Consider the following 15,069-nt stretch of genomic DNA (forward strand, 5'->3'; position numbering starts at 1 on the left):
CCACTACCCAAACTCGTAGCTGAACCCCTCGCCTGACGCGCCGACTGTCACGCGCGTCAGCTTCTCGCCGTCGAGCGAGCGGTTAAGCACGCCACGGCTCAGTTCCGGCAGCAGCGTGTTGGTCAGGATCGCATCGATCATGCGGCCGCCGGATTCGATTTCGGTGCAGCGCGCCTTGATCAGTTCCATCACGCCATCGCCGATCACCAGCTCCGCGCCGTGGCTCGTCTGCAGGCGGCGCGCGATCTTGCCGAATTGGTGGCGGGTGATCGCCTCGATCATGTCGCCCGACAGCGGATAATAGGGAATTGTCACCACCCGGCCGATGAAGGCAGCGGGGAATACCTTGAGCAGCGGCGCGCGCAGGGCAGCATCGAGGTTTTCGACCTTCTCGCGCAGTTCGCCGCCCTTGGTCTTGGTCATGATGACCTCGGAGCCGACATTGGAGGTGAGCAAAATCAGCGTGTTCTTGAAGTCGATCCGCCTGCCCTCGCTGTCGTCCATCATGCCCTTGTCAAACACCTGGAAGAAGATCTCGTGCACGTCGGGATGGGCCTTCTCGACCTCGTCGAGCAGGATCACCGAATAGGGCCGGCGCCGCACCGCCTCGGTCAGGATGCCGCCCTTGCCGTAGCCGACATATCCCGGAGGCGCGCCCTTCAGCGTCGACACCGTATGCGCTTCCTGGAACTCCGACATGTTGATCGAGATCAGGTTCTGTTCGCCGCCATAAAGCGTTTCGGCCAGCGCCAGCGCGGTCTCGGTCTTGCCGACACCGGAGGGGCCGCAGAGGAGGAACACGCCGACCGGCTTCTCCGGTGCGCCGAGCCCTGCCCGGCTGGTCTGCACGCGCTTGGCGATCATCTCCATGGCGTGGTCCTGGCCGACCACCCGCTCGGACAGCGTCTGCGCCAGCCGCAGGGCCTTTTCCGTCTGGCTGGACAGCATGCGTCCGGTGGGGATGCCGGTCCAGTCCTGCACCACCGCCGCCACCGCATTGCGGTCGACCGACAGCAGGATCAGCGGCGTCTCGCCCTGCGCTTCGGCCAGCACCGCCATCAACTCCTTGAGCCGCGCCAGGTCGGCGGCAGGGTCGGCCGGCTGTTCCGCCGCGGCCTCGGGCTCCACGGGGTCGGCCTGCACCGCATCGTCATTGGCCGCCACCGGCTCGGCATCCGCCGCGGGCTGCTCCTCCGCAACCGCATCGGGCGCAACAGGATCGAGCGCCACGCCTTGGCCGCGCAGCCTTGCGCGCAGCTCGAGGATCTCGGCGACGACTTCCTTTTCCCGGTCCCACCGAGCTTGCGCGACAGCCAGCGCCGTATCGGTCTCGCCAAGGCCCGTCTCGACGCGTGCCTTGCGCTCCTCGACATCGATGCCGATGGCCGCTTCCCGGCCGATGATGCCTTGCTCGACCTCCAGCGCCTGCCTGCGGCGCATCAGGTCCTCGACCTCGCCCGGCCGCGAATGCTGCGAGATGGCGACGCGCGCGCAGGCCGTGTCCAGCAGGCTGACCGCCTTGTCGGGCAGCTGGCGCGCCGGGATGTAGCGATGCGACAGCTTGACCGCCGTTTCGATCGCCTCGTCGAGGATCTGCACCTGGTGGTGCTTTTCGAGAACCCCGGCCACGCCGCGCAACATCAGGATCGCGGCGGCCTCGTCGGGTTCGTCGATCTTGACCACCTGGAAGCGGCGGGTCAGCGCCGGGTCCTTTTCGATGTGCTGCTTGTATTCGGCCCAGGTGGTGGCGGCGATGGTGCGCAGCTCGCCGCGTGCCAGCGCCGGCTTCAGCAAGTTGGCCGCGTCGCCAGTGCCGGCGGCACCGCCCGCGCCGATCAGCGTGTGCGCCTCGTCGATGAACAGGATCACCGGCGTTTCCGAGGATTGCACCTCGTCGATGACGGCCTTCAGCCGCTTCTCGAACTCGCCCTTGACGCTGGCGCCGGCCTGCATCAGCCCGACATCGAGCATGCGCACGCTGACGCCCTCCAGCATCGGCGGCACGTCGCCTTCGGCGATGCGCAAGGCAAAGCCCTCGACCACCGCCGTCTTGCCGACGCCGGCCTCGCCGGTCAGGATCGGGTTGTTCTGCCGCCGCCGCATCAGGATGTCGACGATCTGGCGGATCTCCGGGTCGCGGCCGACCACAGCGTCGATCTTGCCGTCGCGCGCCCGCTGGGTCAGGTCGGTGGCGTATTTCGCCAGCGCCGACTCCCCGCCCGGCGCCATGCGGCGCGGCGCCTCGACCGACGGTGCCGTTGCCGCCGTGCCAGACCCCTCCAGCGAGCCGTCGACCACGTCGGCGAAACGCGCGATCACCCCATCGGCGTCTACCTTGTCGAATTCCGTGCTGATCTTCGACACCAGCCCTTCCAGCACCGGCACCTTCAGGCAGGCGAGCACGACGTGGGCGCTGCGCACCTCGTCGCTGCCGAATTCCAGCGTTGCCAGGTTCCAGGCCTCCTGGATGGCGTGGAAGATATGATCGGAAAACTCCTCGATGGAGGTTGCGCCATAAGGCAGCTTGTCGACGGCGCGTGTCATGTCGCCCGCCACGCGTGCTGCATCGACGCCGGCATCGGCCAGGATCATCTGTACGTCAGACCGATCCGAAAGCACCAGTTGTTCAATGAAATGAACGAGTTCGACGTAAGGGTTACCACGCAGCTTTGCCGCATCTGCTGCCGCCTTGAAGGCCCGCAGGCAGGTGGGATTGAGCTTGCCGACCAGTTCCTTGCGCTTGAAGCCCTGGGACGACCTGCGCTGCTGCATGCCCTTGGGTTCCATGGAGTGTCTCCAATGCCCGGACTGCGTTCCCGATAACTTGCCACACAAACCGCAACTTGACAAAGCCGTGCTCGGCCCGGTCTGGCGGGCCTCGACCCGTGCTGCCCGAACGACCGTAACAATTCGCACGGCCTTGGTCACTAACGCTTAAGGGCTAGCTTCGTCCAACTTTGAGCGCTGCCTGAATTGTGCTAAACCAGAGTGGAGTGAAATACCGGCGACTTCCGTCCTTCAGTTTGGCGTGGGGGGGTGCGTGGTTGATCTTGCTCTCTGGCTCAACCCTTTGAACGGTGAAAACCCGTCGGGGGAAGATTTGCGCAACGATCCGCGCTTTCATGAGCTCGAGCGCCTCGCCGTCCCGCAATCCGATGTCGTCCACGACGAGCGCAACAGGCCCTCGGCGGAAGTCAGCATTCCCGTCGATTGGGACGTCGTTCTCGAAAAGGCCGACGAGCTGCGCAACCAGGGCCGCGACCTGCGCCTCCTGACTCTGGTCACCCGCGCCTTGGCCAATGCCCGCGGGCTCGCCGGGCTGGCCGAAGGGCTGATGCTGATCGCGCGGACCTTCGATGCCCATTGGGAAACCATGCACCCCGCCTTGCGGCCGAACGCGCCGCCGCGCGACGCAGCATTGCGCCGCGTCAATGCCGTGCTCGACCTTCAAAACGGCCAGGAAGGCCTGCTTGCCGATCTCAGGAAGACCGTCTTCTTCGCCCCCCGCGGTTTCGGCCCGATCTCGGGCCGGGAGCTTGAACAGGGGGCGCTTGACGACCGCGTCATGCTGCAGGAGGCAGCGCAGGGACTGAACAACACCGAGCGGGCAGCGCTGTCGGCGGTGCATGAGCAGCTGTTGACCAGGCTGCGCAGCGCCTGTGCCGCGCAGGCCGATCAGGCGAATGCGGCCATGGAGCAGCTGGTAGCCGACGCCCGCGCGGCGGGCGCAGCGCTTGCCGCCCTCGATGCGGCGCTCAACAGGCGCCTGGAGAGCACGGGGCCTGCCGTTCCGGACCTCAAGAAGTTTCTCGACAGGATGCTGACCACGCTCGAGCGTGGGTCGGCCGCGCGCCCGGCAGCCAATGGCGCGGCGAAGCCCGAGCTCACCCAGGCAACACCTGCTGCAGCGCAGCCCAACGGCCACGCGCCGGAACCTGTGGCCAACCATGCGGGGCCGACCATGGCCCTCCCCGAACGCCTCACCTCGCGCGACGATGTCGTCAAATGCCTCGACCTCGTCGTGGCCTTCTACGACCGCACCGAGCCGTCGAGCCCGATCCCGCACCTCGCCCGGCGCGTGCGCCGCATGGTGCACATGGATTTCGTCGAGCTGATGGAAGATCTCGCCCCCTCCGGGCTCAAGGAGTTCCGGCTCCTCGCCGGCGTAACCGACAAGAAGACGCCTCAGAAGGATGAAAGGTAGCCAAGCATGCCAGCCGAAAGCAAAGCTAAGGTCATCGAGCGAAATCGCGCTCCGCGCGTGCAGATCGCCTATGACGTCGAGACCTACGGCAGCCCGACGACCATCGAACTGCCTTTCGTGATGGGCGTGATGGCCGATCTCGCCGGCTCGTCGCAGACCAAGGAGGCGCAGAAGACGGTGCTCGACCGCACCTTCGTCGAGACCGACGCCAACAGGTTCCCGCGCTTCATGGAAGCGCTGGGCCCCCGCGTGAAGGCGCGGGTCAAGAACACCCTGCCCCAGGCCGAGGGCGCGGAGCAGGACGAAGAGCTGGCGATCGACCTCACCTTCTCCAAGATGGGCGACTTCGCCCCCGACAAGATCGCCGAGCAGGTCCCCCAACTGGCCGAAATCCTCAAGATGCGTCGCCAGCTCGAGGAATTGCTCGGCTTCATGGACGGTCGCGCCGACGCTGAAAAGCGCATCGCCCAATTGCTGAACAACGAGCCGCTGCTCGGCCAGATCGCCAGCCAGGCGCTCTCCGACGGCGACAAGGTCGAGGAATAGAGCCATGGCCGAGCAGCAAAAGAGCCCAACGGTCGCCGAGGCTGAGGCCATCGACCTCGGTGAATTCAGCGACCTCCTGGAAAAGGATTTCAAGGTCAAGAAGGACGACAGCGAGAAGCTGCAGCAACTCGTCCGCAACCTCGCGCTTGCCGCGCAGTCGCGCTCGGAGACGACCACCATCTCGTCGAACGCCATCAAGTCGATCAAGTCGCTGATATCGGGCATCGACAAGATGCTGACCGTGCAGCTCAACGAGATCCTGCATGCGCCCGAAGTGCGCGAGATGGAAGGCACATGGCGCGGCCTCTGGTACCTCGTCAACAACACCGAGACCGACCAGAAGCTGAAGATCCGGGTGATGAACATCTCCAAGGAGCAGCTGGCCGACACGCTGGAAGACTATGAAGGCCAGATGTGGGACCAGAGCCCGGTCTTCAAGAAGGTCTACACCGACGAATATTCGATGTTCGGCGGCGAACCCTTCGGCTGCCTGATCGGCGCCTACGAGTTCTCCAACCACCCGCGCGACGTCGGCCTGCTGCGCAACCTCTCCGGCGTCTGCGCCTCGGCGCACACGCCGTTCATCGCCGCCGCCTCGCCACGCCTGTTCCGAATGGACAGCTGGCAGGAACTGCCCAACCCTCAGGACCTGCAGCAGATCGTCTCCAACCCGGCCTACGCCTCGTGGCAGTCGCTGCGCGAGAGCGAGGACGCCCGCTATATCGGTCTTGCCATGCCGCGCGTCCTGGCGCGGTTGCCCTATGGCGCCGATACGGTGCCGGTGAAGGGCTTCGCCTTCGAGGAGGAGGTCCAGGGCGACCACCACAAATATGTCTGGATGAATGCCGCATTCCCGATGGGCGTCAACATCAACCGCAGCCACAAGCTGTTCGGCTGGGGCACCCAGATCCGCGGCGTCGAGAATGGCGGCACGGTGATCAACCTGCCGGTGCACAGCTTCCCGACCGACGACGGCTCGGTGGCGATGAAATGCCCGACCGAAGTCGCCATCGACGATCGCCGCGAGGCCGAACTCGCCAAGCTCGGCCTGATGCCGATCCTGCACCGCAAGAACACCGATCTCGCCGCCTTCATCGGTGCCCATTCGCTGCAGGACGACGAGACCCGGGCAGGACGATTGGTCGATCCGGATGCACAGTCCAACGAACGCCTCAGCGCCAATCTGCCCTACCTGTTCCCGGTGTCGCGTTTCGCCCACTATCTCAAGGCGATCGCCCGCGACAAGGTCGGCTCGTTCAAGGAACGGTCCGACATGCAGATATGGCTGACGGAGTGGATCAACCGCTACGTGCTGGCAAATCCCGCCTTCGCCGACGACAAGGCCCGCGCCAAGCGTCCGCTGGCCGCCGCCGAGGTCCAGGTCGACAGCGTCGAGGGCCGGCCGGGCTACTACAACGCCCGTTTCTACCTGCGCCCGCACTACCAGTTGGAAGGAATCAACGCGTCGCTCCGGCTCGTGTCGGAGCTGCCTTCGGTCAAGTCCTGAACTGTCCAGTAACGGAGAGAGACAATGGCATCGGATGACGATCTCAGAAAATCGACCAAGATCGACGGCTTCCTGAAGGTTCCAGACATCAAGGGCCCGAGCACCCGCGACGGCCACGACGAAGAAATCGAGATATTCAACGTCGCCTTCAACATGGTTGCGCCATTCGATCCCAATTCGCTGTCGCGCAAGGGCCGCGTCGCCTTGGGCACCGTGAGCTGTTCCAAGGACGTCGACATGTCGTCGCCCTACCTTGCCAAGGCATGCCACGAAAACAAGCAGTTCGACGAGGTCGTGATCTCCTGCCGCCGGACGATCGACGGCGAGACCAGCGACTATTTCGTCGTCACCATGAAGGAGGCGTCCGTCGTGTCCTACGGCTTCGGTGCCTCCACGACCAACAGCGACACGCTCGAGGACTTCGTGCAGTTCGCCTACAAGACGATCGAGCTGGTCTACGACACCGACCATACCCAAGAGATGAGCGTTGCAACCGGCTTGTGAGGCCCCGCATAGACGCCCTGGTGCTGCATGATGAAGGCCAGTGGAGTTCAGCAAGCAAGGCGAGAGGCGTCGCAGCCGTCGCTATGGGACCGGCTGGTGAACGACCTGCCGGGCCTGAGCTCGGAAATCGAGGGCCTGCGCCAGTCGTTGGACAACGAACTTGGCAGCGAGCGTGTCGATGGATTGATCACCGGCAGCGCGCGGCTCATCGATTCCGACCTCGACCTGACCCCGGACCACAAGCAACGCCTGCACCGGCTCGTCTTCCAGAACCGCAACCGGGCAGAACTGGAAAGCCGGGGAATCGTCGTTTCCGCACGCGTGCTGCGCGAGGCGGTGCGCCGCGACATCGAGGCGCTTTTCAACACCGAACGCTTCGAGGCCCTTCCGCTGCTTTCCGACGTCGAGGATGAGCAGGTCGCCGACAACCGCCTCAACCTCGCGGATTTTCCGGAAGTGCGCCGCAGCGTGGTCAATTACGGCGTGCCGTCCTTTTCCGGCCGTTCGTCGCGCGATTTCGACCGCGATTCACTGGCCCGCGAAATCAAGACCGTTCTCGGCAATTTCGAGCCGCGCCTGAAGGAAAGCGCGACCAAGGTGACCGTCACCCTCAACGACAAGAGCATGGGGCTGAAGATCGAAATCGACGGGGTCCTGATCATGACGCCGACGCCGGAACGACTGCGGCTTCGGACCACCATCAACCTCGACAACGGCTTGGCGCGGACCGAATACGGCGAGGCATAGAATGGATCGGATCTTCCTGGAGTATTACGAGGAGGAGCTGACCCACATCCGCACGCTCGCAGCGGAATTCGCCGACATGCATCCGGCGGTCGCGCGCAATCTCTCGCTCGACACCGCGCCCTGCCCCGACCCCTATGTCGAGCGCCTGCTCGACGGCGTGGCCTTTCTGGCGGCACGCACCAGGCTGAAAGTTGATGCCGAGCGCTCCAGGTTTGCACGCAGCGTGCTCGAGGTCCTCTATCCCGACCTGCTGTCGCCGACGCCGGCTACGGCAATGGCGGTGCTGAAGCCGGGACAGCAGGTGCAGACGATGAATGCCGGTCACGTCGTCAAGCGCGGCACCCGCCTGGTGTCGAGCCTGCAGCCGGGCCTTTCCACCCGAATGACCTTCACCACGGCGCAGGACGTCACCCTTTGGCCGCTGGAAATCGCCTCGGTCGGCTACTACCAGGACCGCAGCGCCCTTGCCGCGGCCGGCATCGCGGCGCCCACAGGCGTCGCCAGCGAGGCCGCGCTGCGCATCACAGTCGCCCGCACCGGCAAGGGCAAGCTCAGCGAACTGGCGCTCGACCGGCTCGACCTGCATTTTGCCGGCCGCACCAAGGCGGCACTGCTGTTCGATACCATCTTCGGCGTCTGCACCGCCGTCGGCGGGCGCCAGGCAGGCAAGCAGGGCAGGCTGGCGCTCCTGCCCGAACCGCAAATGGTCGGCATAGGCGATGCCGAGGCGCTGATGCCCCGGACACGCCCGACGTTCGAGGGTTATCGCCTCCTGCGCGAATATTTCATGATGCCGGAGCGGTTCCATTACGTCCGCATCGGCGAACTGCAGCCTGTGATCCGAAATTGTGACTCCGGCCTCGACATCGTCTTCCTGTTGCGGCGGGCGGCACCGGAACTCGCCGATCTCGCGCCTGCCGATTTCGAGCTCTTTGCCACTCCGCTGATCAATTTGTTCGAACGCGAGTGCAACGTCATAGAACTCGACGCGCGCCGCACCCGGCAGGTGCTCTACGCTGATCGCACCCGGCCGCGCGATTTCGAGATCTACCGCATCACGCATGTCGAGGATGCCGAATCCGAAGGCGCCGATGCTGAAATCCCGGCGCTGTTCAGCCTCGGCCAGAACCGTGGCAATGGCTGGGTCTATTCGACCGAACGCCGGCCCCGCCGTCCGACCGAGGACGAGCGGCGCGAGGGCATGACGCGCACGACCTACACCGGCGATGACGTCTTTCTCGCCATCTCGCGGCCGGTCGGCATGCCCACGGGCCGGACGCTCAAGCGGATCGAGATCACCGCGCTCTGCACCAACCGGGATCTGCCGATCCTCGACGACAATCCCTCATTGTCGCTGGAAAGCGGTGACCCGGTCGAGACCATCAGGTTGCTCGGCGCTCTGCGCGCCCCGCAGCATTCCATCCCCGCTGCCCTGCCCGCCGGTGCCGACGCCGAATCCCGAGCCGACGAACTGGCCTGGCGGCTGGTGGCACAGCTGTCCCTCAACTTCCTGAGCCTGGCCAAGGACGGACGGGGCGTCGATCCGTTGCATGCCTTGCTCGACCTCTATGCCGACCGCGGCGATCCGGTGCTCGGCCGCCATGTGCGCTCCATCGTCCGCATCGACTCGCAGCCGGTGATCGAGCGGCTGGCGATACCGGGGCCGATGTGCTTCGGCCGCGGCACCGAGGTCATGCTCCACGTCGATCAGTCCGTCCTGTCGGGGCAAAGCTCGCTTTTGCTGTCGGCCTTGCTGGCGCGGCTGTTTGCCCGCCATGCCGGCATCAACGGCTTCATTCGCACCCGAACCCGACTGCTCCAGCGACAGGAGGACGTGCCATGGCCGATGACGCCCGGCAACCGCTTCCTGATCTAGAGGCGAGCGGTGTGCCGACCGACGCCTATGATTTCTTCGAGCTGCTGCGGCAACTCGAACGTGGCAACCGGCTTTTCGGCCACTCCGGTCGCCTCGACCGCGAGCCTGCGCGGCTTGGCCAGCATGTGCGCCTCGGCTTTTCCACCCAGGACGTGGTCAAATTCCAGCCGGCGACCGACAAGGCCCCGGCACGCGTCACCGTCGCCAATCTCGGCCTGCTCGGGCCGGAAGGTCCGTTGCCGCTGCATGTCACGCGCTGGGTGCTCGACAGGCTGTCGCAGCGCTGGTTTGTCGGCGCTGACGCGCACCAGACCAGCGACACGACATTCGTCGATTTCGTCAACATCCTGCAGCATCGGATGATTGCCCTGTATTATCGCGCCTGGGCGGACGCACATCCCGGCGTGCAGGTCGAGCGCGCCATCGGCGGTCGCGTCCGCTCGATGCTGGAAGCCATGGCCGGAATCGGCCTTCCAGACACCCACAATGCCAACGATCCGGACCTGGATTCGGTCAAGCTGCGGCAGGCCGCGGCCCTGGCAAGCCAGGTCGACGGACCCGAGCGGCTCACTTTGTTCGTCGCCGAAGCCTTCAATGTGCCTATCCGGCTGAAGGAGTTCGTCGCTTCCTGGCTGGAGATCCCTGCCGCGTTGCAGACCAGGATCGGTCAGGCCAGCGCGGCACTCGGGCGGAGCGCCACCATCGGGCCGCGCAGCTTCAGCCGCCAGAACCGGGTCGAGCTGCGCATCGGACCTCTCGACTTCGAAACCTATCGGGCATTCCTGCCGGGCAGCAAAAGACTGGCGGTGCTGAAGCGCGCCATCCGCGACCTTCTCGGCGAGTTGCTCGACGTCGATCTGCGGATCGTGCTGGCACGCCAGCAGGTGCCGCCGGCGCGCCTGGGCACCGCGGAGCTCGGCCGAACGGCGTGGCTTGCGCCCCCTGCGGAAAGAGACGATGCTGAAGACATGCGCCTGCGGACACTTGTCGGCTGGCGGCCCGAAATGGCGGGAGTCGGGGCATGAGCTTGCTCCTCACGCTTGAGCAGGGACCGCGCGCACAGGCGGTGCGCCAGTCCCGGCTGGACAAGGGTGAACTTGTGATCGGTCGCAGTTCCGACGCGGACTGGCAGATCGAAGACCCCGACATGTTCGTCTCGCGCGCCCATTGCAGGATCACGGCCGAAGACGACGGCTATTTCGTCACCGACACGTCGAGCAGCGGCTTGTTCATCGACGATGCCGGCAGCCCGCTCGGATCGGGCAACGCGGCGCGCCTCAGGCACGGCATGCGTCTGCGGCTGGGCGATTATGTCGTCGCCGTGGAACTGCAACCTTCAGCCCAGCCATCGGCGCACAAACCGCTGCCGCCGAAGACATCGGCGCCCCAGCCATCACAACCGGCGGCATCGCGTGTCCCGGTCGGCATGGGCACCGACGACTTCTTTTCGCTCAAGACCGATGAGGAGCCGCAACGGCCACGCCCCGCCGAACTGCCCAATCCCTTCGAACAGCCCGAGGCTGGCGCGTTCCGCGCCTACGAGCGTGGTGACAAATCCGAACGCAGTTCGCCGGCTTTCGACGACCCCTTCAGCCTCGATCCGGTGTCCACTCCCGCCGCGAACGGACATCCGGACGATGCCAGGAACGGCACCTCCGCCTACGCCGACCCATTCGGTTTTGCCGTGGTCGACCCTCACCCCGCCAAGCCGCAGCCGCCGCATCAGCCGGAACAGACATTCGACGCCGGTTTCGCCATGCCGCCGCTGTCGCCAGGAAAGCCGCAACCGGTCGATCCGCCGGTCAGCGCCCCGCCGGACAGGCCGGCAAACAAGGATCCGGAACCGGCGCCGTGGGATGTGCCGCCCCGCCGGGCCGACGCGCCACCTCCGCCGCCTCCGTCCCTTCGTGCCCGCGAGAAATTGAACGCCGCCCAGCCACAGGCGCCCCTTCCGTCCGACAGCGCCCTTCGTGCCGCGTTTCTGCGCGGCATCGGTCTCGACCAGGGCGACGCATCCGGCCGGGATCCGATTGCCGAGATGGAAAAATTCGGCCGCGAGTACCGCCTGATGCTCGAGGGCCTGATGCAGTTGCTGCGCAAGCGGGCCGAGGAAAAGGGCAATGCCCGCATCGAGCAGACTGTCGTGGGCTCTTCTGAGGTCAATCCGCTCAAATTCCTGCCCACCGTCGACGACGTCCTGGCAACCATCCTCGCCGAGCGCAGCCCGGGCTTCCTCGCGGGCGAGCCGGCGATTGCCGACGCGATCCGCGATCTCGCCCACCACCATGTTCGTGCCTGGCGCGGCCTGCAGGGCGCGCTGCGCCATATGATCGACCGCTTCGATCCCGTCGCGCTCGAAGAGGAGCTGAAATCGAGTTCGTCGATCGAGACTCTGCTGGCCGGCGGCCGCGGCGCCAAGCTTTGGGACCTCTACAAGAAACGTCATCGCGAGATCGCCGTGAGCGCCGAGACGCGCTTCATGGGCGAGATCGGGGCCGATTTCCGCAACGCCTATGAAGAGGAGTGACGACGCATGATCGACCGGCGCGACTTCATACTTGCTCTCGGCGCTACAGGACTGGTGACCGCCTGCCAAAGCGGGCCGCCCAAACCGTCCACAGTTACCGTCAACGTGAGCGGTCAAGCCGGCATGAACCCCGGGCCTGACGGCGGCGACAGGCCGGTGACCGTACTCGTCATGCGTTTGAAGAGCACCGGCAAGTTCAACTCGGCGGACTATTTTGCCCTGCAGGGCGACGCTGGCGCCGCTCTTGCCGGCGACCTGCTCGGCTCCGACACGCTTTCGGTCGGCCCCGGTCAGGGCGCGTCGAAAACGATCACCGTCGAACCGGAGGCAACCGCGCTCGGCTTTGTCGCCCTCGTCCGCGAACCGACGGGCCGCACCTGGCGAACGACGAAATCGGTCTCGCCCGGATCGACCCTGACGATCGCCGTGACCCTCGGCAGCGGAGGCATTTCGGCCTGACCGGCCATATCAGGAGTTCCCGATGCAGAGAGTTGCCGCATGACAGACTCAAACAGGGTGCTCTGGTCCGAAGGGCTGTTCCTCCGGACCCAGCACTTCCAGCAACAGGACCGGTTCTTCGAAGCGACGGTGCGCGGTTCCCTGCAGGCCGGGCAATTGCATACGTTCGGCTTTCGCGCACTGACGCTCGACCCCGCCTTGCTGGAGGCCGGACAGGTGGCAGTCCTGTCGGCCCGTGGCATCTTTCCCGACGGAACGCCCTTCGCCATCCCCGAAACCATGGACCCGCCGAAGCCGCTGGCAATCTCCGCCGACATGGGTGGCGGCCCGGTGCTCATCGCCGTTCCTCTGGAGCCGCCCGGCGGCGTCGGCTTCGACCCCGCTCATGCCGAGACCAGCGGCGCGCGTTATCGCGGCCGCATCGTCACCGTGCGCGACGCGGTGCATGGCGGATCGGACCCCGAGGAAATCGAGATCGCACGGCCGCAAGCGCTGCTGCTTGCCCCGGGCAAGTCGATCGGCGGCTACACGGCGCTGCCGATCACCGAGATCACCGGCCTTCGCGCCGACGGCGGCGTTGCCGTCGACGCCAGCTTCCTGCCGCCGACATTGGCCACGGGCGCCGTGCCCTGGTATGCGCAACTGCTGCAGGAGGTGATCACCGGCCTCGACCAGATCGCCGAGGCTCACGCCAAGATGGTGCTCGGCGGGCCCGGGCGCAGCGTCGAAGACCTGCTGATGCTCAATCTCGCCAACGCGGCGCGCCCGCGCCTGGCGCACATGCTGGCGCAGGACATCTTCCATCCTGCCGATCTCTACCTCGAACTTGCCGGCCTCGCCGGTTCGATGGCGACATATGGATCGAATTCGCGCCGGCTGGCCGAACTGCCGATCTATGACCACATGGCGCCGGGGCCGGCCTATTCGGCGCTTGCCGACACGCTGCGTTCGCTGATCCTCAGCCTGCGTTATGTCGAGCCCAAGTCCCGCGCACTGCCCGTCATGCGGCATTCGACCAATGTCTGGAAGGTGCGCATCGACAATCCGAAGCTGTTGGTGGCGAGCCGCATCGTCATCCGCGTCGGCTCCGAGTTGTCCGAAGACGCCCTGCGCAAGATCTTCGTCAACCAGGCGACCGTCGGCGCCGCAGGCGAATTCGAAGGCCTTTGGAAGTCGCGCCTGCCCGGCATTCCGCTCAAGCCGCTGCACTCGCAGCCGCGCGAAATCCCCTATGACGGCGACCGTCTTTGCCTTGAGCTTGACCAGAGAAGCGAGCATTGGGCCTCCCTCCTCGATGCACCCGGATTCGTCATCGGCGTATCCGGCGTGCTGCCGAGCGAGCCGCAGGTCGACTGCTATTCGGTGAACAGGTGACGCGATGAGCCAGGACGATCCTTTCGGCTTGTCGGAGGATCGTGAGCGTACCCGGATACGCATGGTCGGCACGCCGATGCCGCGCGCGCCGATGCCGTTTACGGCCGCGCCGCTGAAACGGGCCCGCGCCCATCCCAACAAGCTGGTCAATGCGTTTTCAGCCCTGCTGGAATTCGCTCCCGAGCTCGAAAACGCCCTGCCGCCGGAAAACCCCGAAGTTCTGCGCACGCGGCTGTTGGAAGAACTGGTCCGCGCCCGCGACACGGCCGTCGCAGCCGGATCGTCGCTCGAACGGGCCGACCAGGCTGCCTGGTCCGTCGCTGCCCTGCTCGACGACCTCGCCCTCAACACGCCCTGGGGCGGCGCCAGCATCTGGCCGCGCCAGCCGCTCGTCGTCATGTTACGCGGCGATGTCGACGCCGGCGCACAGTTCTTCTCGCGCCTGGAAGAGCTCGAACGGCATCCCAACCGCGACCAGGAAATGCTGGAGCTGCAGTACTACTGCATGGCGCTCGGCTTCCGCGGCAAATATCGCGTCCCCGGACGCGCCGGCGATCGCTCGCTGAACGCCGTACGCGTCGCCGCCGCCCGTTTCTTTCGCAATGCCGATGCCGAGGATGCATCGCTGTCGCCCAACTGGCGCGGCGTCGTCGCGTCCGACGAACCGCCGCGCTTTACCGTCCCGCTGTGGGTGATGGCGGTCATCGCGGCCGTGCTGGCGACAGCCATCTATGTCGGCCTGTCGATGGGCCTGAGCAACCAGGCGACTCAACTGACAACGCTGGTTCGTGCCTTGCCGCCTGCCGACCGCGCCGAATTGCTGCGGACCGCGCCACAGGCCGAGGCACCGCCGGTCGAGACAGTCGATTTCGCCCTGCTGCCGGAGTTCGCCGCCGCCGCGCCGGAAGGGCTGCGCCCGGCCTTGAAGGGCGCCGAAAGCGTGTCCCTCGCCCGCCTCGTCATCCAGGCCAGCAATCCCGAGCTGTTCCAGTCGTCGCGTGCGGAACTGACCGACGGCTTCCAGCCCCTCATCACGTCGATCGCCAAGGTCATCCTCGAAAACCAGGAGCTGATCGGAAACATCACTGTGGTCGGCCATACCGACGGCATCCCGCTGCAGCGTACCAATCCGTTGTCGACCAACCAGCGCCTGTCGGAGGCACGCGCTGCGACGATTGCCGACATCCTCGTCCAGAACGGCGTGCCGCGCGAGCGCGTGCGCTCGGAAGGCCGCGCCGCCACCGACCCGGTCGCCGACGACGGCACCCGCGAGGGGCGCGCGCTCAATCGCCGTGTCGAAGTGCTGGTCGAAAAGAGGCTGTGAC

The 15,069-nt window shown here is 65.9% G+C and carries 11 protein-coding genes and 1 pseudogene; 11 read left to right on the plus strand and 1 reads right to left on the minus strand.

Annotated features, from left to right (window positions below):
• Positions 1-3: 3 nt before the first annotated feature.
• Positions 4-2,772, minus strand: a complete 2,769-nt coding sequence (gene tssH / locus GGR00_RS00730; RefSeq protein ID WP_184698024.1) for a type VI secretion system ATPase TssH — start codon at positions 2,770-2,772, stop codon at positions 4-6.
• Between the two features lie 268 nt (positions 2,773-3,040).
• Here tssH and tssA point away from each other — a divergent pair, with 268 nt between their 5' ends.
• The 11 genes and pseudogenes from tssA (at position 3,041) to icmH (ending at position 15,068) form a co-directional block, all read left to right on the plus strand.
• Positions 3,041-4,204, plus strand: coding sequence for a type VI secretion system protein TssA (tssA, locus tag GGR00_RS00735; RefSeq protein ID WP_184697135.1), 1,164 nt, complete (start codon positions 3,041-3,043; stop codon positions 4,202-4,204).
• A 6-nt stretch (positions 4,205-4,210) separates the two neighbouring features.
• On the plus strand, positions 4,211-4,750 hold the full coding sequence (gene tssB / locus GGR00_RS00740; protein WP_055976588.1) for a type VI secretion system contractile sheath small subunit: 540 nt from the start codon (positions 4,211-4,213) through the stop codon (positions 4,748-4,750).
• Positions 4,751-4,754: 4 nt separating this feature from the next.
• Positions 4,755-6,257: a type VI secretion system contractile sheath large subunit gene (gene tssC, locus GGR00_RS00745; protein WP_184697138.1), complete on the plus strand. Its 1,503-nt coding sequence runs from the start codon at positions 4,755-4,757 to the stop codon at positions 6,255-6,257.
• 24 nt (positions 6,258-6,281) lie between these two features.
• A complete protein-coding gene (locus tag GGR00_RS00750; protein WP_055976595.1) occupies positions 6,282-6,761 on the plus strand; it encodes an Hcp family type VI secretion system effector in 480 nt (159 codons plus the stop codon).
• A pseudogene (gene tssE, locus GGR00_RS00755) lies at positions 6,745-7,508 on the plus strand (type VI secretion system baseplate subunit TssE). Before GGR00_RS00750 ends, tssE begins: the two are co-directional and overlap by 17 nt.
• A gap of 1 nt (position 7,509) precedes the next feature.
• On the plus strand, positions 7,510-9,384 hold the full coding sequence (gene tssF, locus GGR00_RS00760) for a type VI secretion system baseplate subunit TssF (protein ID WP_184697144.1): 1,875 nt from the start codon (positions 7,510-7,512) through the stop codon (positions 9,382-9,384).
• Positions 9,348-10,409, plus strand: coding sequence for a type VI secretion system baseplate subunit TssG (gene tssG, locus GGR00_RS00765; protein ID WP_184697147.1), 1,062 nt, complete (start codon positions 9,348-9,350; stop codon positions 10,407-10,409). The genes tssF and tssG overlap by 37 nt, the downstream gene beginning before the upstream one ends.
• Positions 10,406-11,911, plus strand: coding sequence for a type VI secretion system-associated FHA domain protein TagH (gene tagH, locus GGR00_RS00770; protein ID WP_184697150.1), 1,506 nt, complete (start codon positions 10,406-10,408; stop codon positions 11,909-11,911). Before tssG ends, tagH begins: the two co-directional genes overlap by 4 nt.
• A gap of 6 nt (positions 11,912-11,917) precedes the next feature.
• A complete protein-coding gene (gene tssJ, locus GGR00_RS00775; protein ID WP_055976604.1) occupies positions 11,918-12,370 on the plus strand; it encodes a type VI secretion system lipoprotein TssJ in 453 nt (150 codons plus the stop codon).
• A 39-nt stretch (positions 12,371-12,409) separates the two neighbouring features.
• Positions 12,410-13,744 (plus strand): type VI secretion system baseplate subunit TssK, encoded by a 1,335-nt coding sequence (tssK, locus tag GGR00_RS00780; RefSeq protein WP_184697155.1) that lies wholly within the window; start codon positions 12,410-12,412, stop codon positions 13,742-13,744.
• 4 nt (positions 13,745-13,748) lie between these two features.
• Positions 13,749-15,068, plus strand: coding sequence for a type IVB secretion system protein IcmH/DotU (icmH, locus tag GGR00_RS00785; protein ID WP_184697158.1), 1,320 nt, complete (start codon positions 13,749-13,751; stop codon positions 15,066-15,068).
• The last annotated feature ends 1 nt before the right edge of the window (position 15,069 follow it).

Origin of the sequence: Aminobacter aganoensis (assembly GCF_014206975.1) — a bacterium.
Lineage (GTDB): Bacteria > Pseudomonadota > Alphaproteobacteria > Rhizobiales > Rhizobiaceae > Aminobacter > Aminobacter aganoensis.

What these genes read in the sequence shown, in the direction of transcription:
- tssB (WP_055976588.1), top strand. Translation starts at nt 4,211, where the DNA reads ATGCCAGCCGAAAGCAAAGCTAAGGTCATCGAGCGAAATCGCGCTCCG.
- icmH (WP_184697158.1), top strand. Translation starts at nt 13,749, where the DNA reads ATGAGCCAGGACGATCCTTTCGGCTTGTCGGAGGATCGTGAGCGTACC.
- tagH (WP_184697150.1), top strand. Translation starts at nt 10,406, where the DNA reads ATGAGCTTGCTCCTCACGCTTGAGCAGGGACCGCGCGCACAGGCGGTG.
- GGR00_RS00750 (WP_055976595.1), top strand. Translation starts at nt 6,282, where the DNA reads ATGGCATCGGATGACGATCTCAGAAAATCGACCAAGATCGACGGCTTC.
- tssG (WP_184697147.1), top strand. Translation starts at nt 9,348, where the DNA reads ATGGCCGATGACGCCCGGCAACCGCTTCCTGATCTAGAGGCGAGCGGT.
- tssH (WP_184698024.1), bottom strand. Translation starts at nt 2,772, where the DNA reads ATGCAGCAGCGCAGGTCGTCCCAGGGCTTCAAGCGCAAGGAACTGGTC.
- tssC (WP_184697138.1), top strand. Translation starts at nt 4,755, where the DNA reads ATGGCCGAGCAGCAAAAGAGCCCAACGGTCGCCGAGGCTGAGGCCATC.
- tssK (WP_184697155.1), top strand. Translation starts at nt 12,410, where the DNA reads ATGACAGACTCAAACAGGGTGCTCTGGTCCGAAGGGCTGTTCCTCCGG.
- tssJ (WP_055976604.1), top strand. Translation starts at nt 11,918, where the DNA reads ATGATCGACCGGCGCGACTTCATACTTGCTCTCGGCGCTACAGGACTG.
- tssF (WP_184697144.1), top strand. Translation starts at nt 7,510, where the DNA reads ATGGATCGGATCTTCCTGGAGTATTACGAGGAGGAGCTGACCCACATC.